Genomic DNA, 4003 nt, shown 5'->3' with positions numbered 1-4003 from the left:
TTGTCAGTTGTGATTGTATTCTTATGTATCTATCGTCCATTACGTTACTTAGCTGATAATTTACTACATCAAGACTCGATGCAAACATCACGTTCAGCAGAGGCTTTATCCAGGCTATCTTCCCTAATTTTCTGTGCTTTACTCGATTAGATAGTCTTCCTGTTCCAATTGATACCAGCACTATTTCTTCATTGGGGAAAAGTCTTTTGCTGTTTGCATATGCACATGCTGCTGGATTATTGGCAAATACACCTCCATCCACTAATACTCTTCTTTCTTGGCCGACTTCTAAATACTTAGGAGCAAAGTAAGTTGGCGCTGCTGTTGTGGCTCTGAGTGCTTCTTTTAGTTTGATAAAGTTTCTGTCTTCTCTCCAGCTTTTGAAGAAAAATGGGCAGTTATTGTGAATATCGTAACTTGTAATCAGTACCTTACTTAAGGTGTTTTTTAGAATATCGTTGCCAAAATATTTTTCCAGTACTGATTCAATGTTGTTATATGGGTATTTTTCGCAGTTAAACCAAGATAGTATTGATCGCCTAAAAAATGAAGACTTGAAAATATATGCTCCGTACTCTTGGTAAAGCCCAACTAAATCATTTGCAGAATACTGAGGTTTTTCCCGCTCATCTTTCTTGCACAACCCAGCAACAACAATTCCGCCTGTTGAAGTACCAGCCATTAGATCAAAGATTTGAGAAATAGGCTTCCTTGCTCTCTTTTCTATTTCTGCTAGAATAATGGCTGGTATGATACCCCTTATGCCTCCACCGTCTACTGAAAGGATGTATTTAGTCATGGTTAGATATTTATTAGTTCTATTAATTTGCTCATTTTTATCGGGGTGTGTTACTTGCCCAAAAACTACAGTTTGCTTCACACCTAGAGGAAATTGTGCCGAACAAATAACCAATGCTATAGATCAAGCTCAAAAATCCATATTAGTTCAGGCATATACGTTTACTTCAAAGCCAATTGCACAATCTTTCATTAGAGCAAAAAAACGTGGTGTTGATATTAAGGTTATTCTAGATGAATCACAGATCAGCTCAAAATACAGTGTCATCAATGAATTGTTTTATCAAAAGATACCGGTATACATAGGCTATAAACCTGCAATTTCACACAGTAAAATTATGATTATTGATGAGCAAAAAATCATAACCGGGTCATTTAATTTCTCTGACTCTGCGCAGAAAAGAAATGCTGAAAACCCACTGATTATAACGGGAGATCTTCTATTAGTTGAGCAATACGTGGAAAATTGGAAAAATCGTCAATCGCAATCTAAGCCTTATGAACCAGAATAACTACTTTGAGCTGGCTTTGAATTCGTCAAGTTCCTCAGAAAGATTTTTTACCCGCTCTTCCAGACGATATACCGTAACGGTCAATCCGTTGTTCTGCTCTATAAATTTATCATGCATGTGAACCCGTAAATCCAGCTTGGCAAGCCACCATATCGCCGCTACCGTCTGTATTAACATCGTTAGTATTACTGCTATTGGAATCTTTTGATTTTGCATAATTACTTAAATGTGGATTTATTATGGATAGCTACTTTATAGTAACTACTTCTCTGATTTGTACTGTTCCTCTGCTCTAGCCAGTAACTTTATTATTTCTTTATAAGGTTTATTTTTATCGTGTCGCGATGCCATTACAGCCATTTTTCTAGCTCCTTTTCCGTCATTATCTTTTATGTTAGGATTCGCACCTTTTTCTAATTAAGAACCTTACAATTCCTAAATGCCCTTCACCTGTAGCATGATGTAAAGCTGTCCTTTTAAAAGCATTCTTGTCGATTGTATTTATATTTACTTTCTCTTCTACTATTAAAAATCTAATAGTATCTAAGCATCCTTCTCTTGCTGCATAATGTAATGCTGTTTCGCTTAAGTTTGGTATTATATCTTTTACTAAAAATCTTGTTGTTTCTAAACTACAATTTACAGTAGCTACTTGTAGTATCTTTCTGTAATTCTCATTAGCTTTGGATTTTTGGTAGCAATAAGTAATAACAACACATACCATTAATATCATAAACTATACAAAATGTAGTTTATCTTTTTCATCACACTTCAGTTTGTTCATACTTGGCACACAGTTCCTTCATATTAAACAGATCATTTACTCATTTTTTCTTAACATCACTTACTCAAAGATGCTGACAACATAGTAAGGTAACCTGAGCCATTTAAAGTATGCTCCGCTCTATTAACTATCCATTCACCATCTACTGCTTGATTAAAACCTATAAGATTAAGTTTAGCCTCTGCAAGTATTTGAGGATTACCTGGCATGGTTATATCTAAAGTTTCATTGTTACGCTTTAATTGTTTCAACTTAGCATTTGCTGCACTCAGTGCTGACTCTGCATTTGGGTAAATTTCTAGCATAATATAACTTGGCTCGCCGCTACCAACTGTTTCTTTAATAGTTTCTCCCATTTCATAGCTGTGCCATTTTGCTACCACTGAATTGTACTTGTCGCGTACAGTAAAATGTACCTTCCAGTTAATCGTGTCTTCAGGTCGAATAGTTGTTGTCCCTAAAGCTTTTCCTGTTGCTGATTTTGCCATATTTTTTGGAATAAATAATATATAACCTCCAGCTAGTTTTGCCATTGCTTCACGCTCTATTGCTATTTTCGTTAGAAGGCTTATATCACTTTCCTCTGTTTGATTAATGTGTGGTACCAGTACATCTTTAAACTCTCCAGCGACTTTATATCCATACCCATGTTTTTGGGCTATTTCTTTAACTAGGTTCTCTAGGGTAATTTGGTGCCATTCTTTGGATACTTTTGCTTTCAAAGATATTCTTAAATTTGTTGCATGAGCTTTGATTAGTAGGGTCTTAGGTGGGCCTTGTATCGTAACTTCGTTGACTGTATATATACCCATTGGAAAGACTCCAGTTTCCTTATAACCTAATGCTATGTTCAATTCATTTGGAACTTCTACATTTTCATTGCCATAATCAACACATACCTCTGCGACATCATCTATAGTACCAGATTCATCAGTAAGATTCACCGATATTACATGATCTTTTATTCCTTCAATGCTAAATCCTGGCTTCATTCCCATACTTTTAAGACAGATTTATTCAATGGTTCTTGTATTGAAGGCAGTTTAATTTTCAATCCTCCTGGCAAAAAACTATCATACTCTGCAAGTCCAGTATTGTTTTCCAAGACCATTTTTACTGCTCCTGAAGTAAATCCATAGTGTTGCCAGCAAATATAGTCCAACATGTCCTTCTCTTTTGTCGAGTAATATATAGTCATGAATAGCGCCTTAAACTTAAATTAAATTCAACTTTTTTTGGCAACCCGCAAGGGAAAAATGACGTTAGCTTTTCTTCAAAACGAGTAATTACAAATTGTCCCCAAATATTTCCCATGCCATCAACTAAAGTGCGGGGTATTTGGTTTGCCTCTGCTTCTTTCATATCCTTTAATTCACTTAAATTATTGAGATAAATAACCCCTTCTATATCTATATTTTCTGCCCCTTGACCAATATTCTGTAGCAATGGTTTGCCAATACATTCGACCACACTCCAACGCTTCTCCTTGCTGTACTTTAAGCTTGTTGGGGAAATTTTATATGGACCAAGGGATAACATTAGTAAATAGGATCTACCGTATCAAACATAACATCTCTTGATTTTTCTCTTATCCTTTTTATTACTTCATCTGCAAGACTACGAACATCTTGGTTAGGCTCTGCTTTTATACTTATATTAAATGTGAAAGTTTGATTGAAAATTTTTTGTTCATACTTACATTTTTCACAGTCTTTTAAAACTTTCTCTAAGTCATCTGCTACAGAACTTTTTTCCTCAATAATGCTACCGATTTTAGCATTTCCAATAATACTCTTTCCGCTTTCAGAAATTTCCTTATTATTTAATAAAGGGTTTCCATTACTCAAAACATTACTTTCAGCAACTACCTTGCCAATTTTTGTTTCTACTGGTGTCTCAAATGCTTTTA

6 protein-coding genes and 2 pseudogenes are annotated in these 4003 nt (G+C 35.1%); 1 reads left to right on the top strand and 7 read right to left on the bottom strand.

Going from position 1 to position 4003, the window contains the following annotated elements; genetic code table 11:
* A partial coding sequence (locus DM84_RS05250) for a patatin-like phospholipase family protein (RefSeq protein WP_250778884.1) occupies window positions 1-799 on the bottom strand: 799 nt, incomplete at its 3' end.
* Here DM84_RS05250 and DM84_RS05245 point away from each other — a divergent pair.
* The gene (locus DM84_RS05245) at window positions 798-1310 is read left to right on the top strand and encodes a phospholipase D family nuclease (protein WP_250778883.1); all 513 of its coding nucleotides are present in this window, start codon (window positions 798-800) and stop codon (window positions 1308-1310) included. The genes DM84_RS05250 and DM84_RS05245 overlap by 2 nt on opposite strands.
* Here DM84_RS05245 and DM84_RS05240 read toward each other — a convergent pair whose 3' ends face one another.
* The 6 genes and pseudogenes from DM84_RS05240 to DM84_RS05215 form a co-directional block, all read right to left on the bottom strand.
* Complete coding sequence (locus DM84_RS05240) at window positions 1311-1526, bottom strand: hypothetical protein (RefSeq protein WP_250778881.1); 216 nt, start codon at window positions 1524-1526, stop codon at window positions 1311-1313.
* 45 nt (window positions 1527-1571) lie between these two features.
* Window positions 1572-2043, bottom strand: a pseudogene (locus DM84_RS05235) (ankyrin repeat domain-containing protein).
* A 107-nt stretch (window positions 2044-2150) separates the two neighbouring features.
* Window positions 2151-3086 (bottom strand): contractile injection system protein, VgrG/Pvc8 family, encoded by a 936-nt coding sequence (locus DM84_RS05230; RefSeq protein ID WP_250778879.1) that lies wholly within the window; start codon window positions 3084-3086, stop codon window positions 2151-2153.
* A complete protein-coding gene (locus tag DM84_RS05225) occupies window positions 3083-3292 on the bottom strand; it encodes a tail protein X (protein ID WP_250778878.1) in 210 nt (69 codons plus the stop codon). Before DM84_RS05225 ends, DM84_RS05230 begins: the two co-directional genes overlap by 4 nt.
* On the bottom strand, window positions 3289-3633 hold the full coding sequence (locus DM84_RS05220) for a phage tail protein (RefSeq protein ID WP_250778877.1): 345 nt from the start codon (window positions 3631-3633) through the stop codon (window positions 3289-3291). The genes DM84_RS05225 and DM84_RS05220 overlap by 4 nt, the downstream gene beginning before the upstream one ends.
* Window positions 3633-4003 (bottom strand): annotated as a pseudogene (locus DM84_RS05215) (phage tail tape measure protein); the annotation flags it as partial. The pseudogene DM84_RS05215 and the gene DM84_RS05220, both read right to left, overlap by 1 nt.

This window comes from Wolbachia pipientis, assembly GCF_023661085.1.
Lineage (GTDB): Bacteria > Pseudomonadota > Alphaproteobacteria > Rickettsiales > Anaplasmataceae > Wolbachia.
This window is presented reverse-complemented; position numbering and strand designations above follow the sequence as displayed.

Excerpts from the sequence above, each read along its gene's own strand:
- DM84_RS05245 (WP_250778883.1), top strand. The coding sequence starts at position 798 with ATGGTTAGATATTTATTAGTTCTATTAATTTGCTCATTTTTATCGGGG.
- DM84_RS05240 (WP_250778881.1), bottom strand. The coding sequence starts at position 1,526 with ATGCAAAATCAAAAGATTCCAATAGCAGTAATACTAACGATGTTAATA.
- DM84_RS05230 (WP_250778879.1), bottom strand. The coding sequence starts at position 3,086 with ATGAAGCCAGGATTTAGCATTGAAGGAATAAAAGATCATGTAATATCG.
- DM84_RS05225 (WP_250778878.1), bottom strand. The coding sequence starts at position 3,292 with ATGACTATATATTACTCGACAAAAGAGAAGGACATGTTGGACTATATT.
- DM84_RS05220 (WP_250778877.1), bottom strand. The coding sequence starts at position 3,633 with ATGTTATCCCTTGGTCCATATAAAATTTCCCCAACAAGCTTAAAGTAC.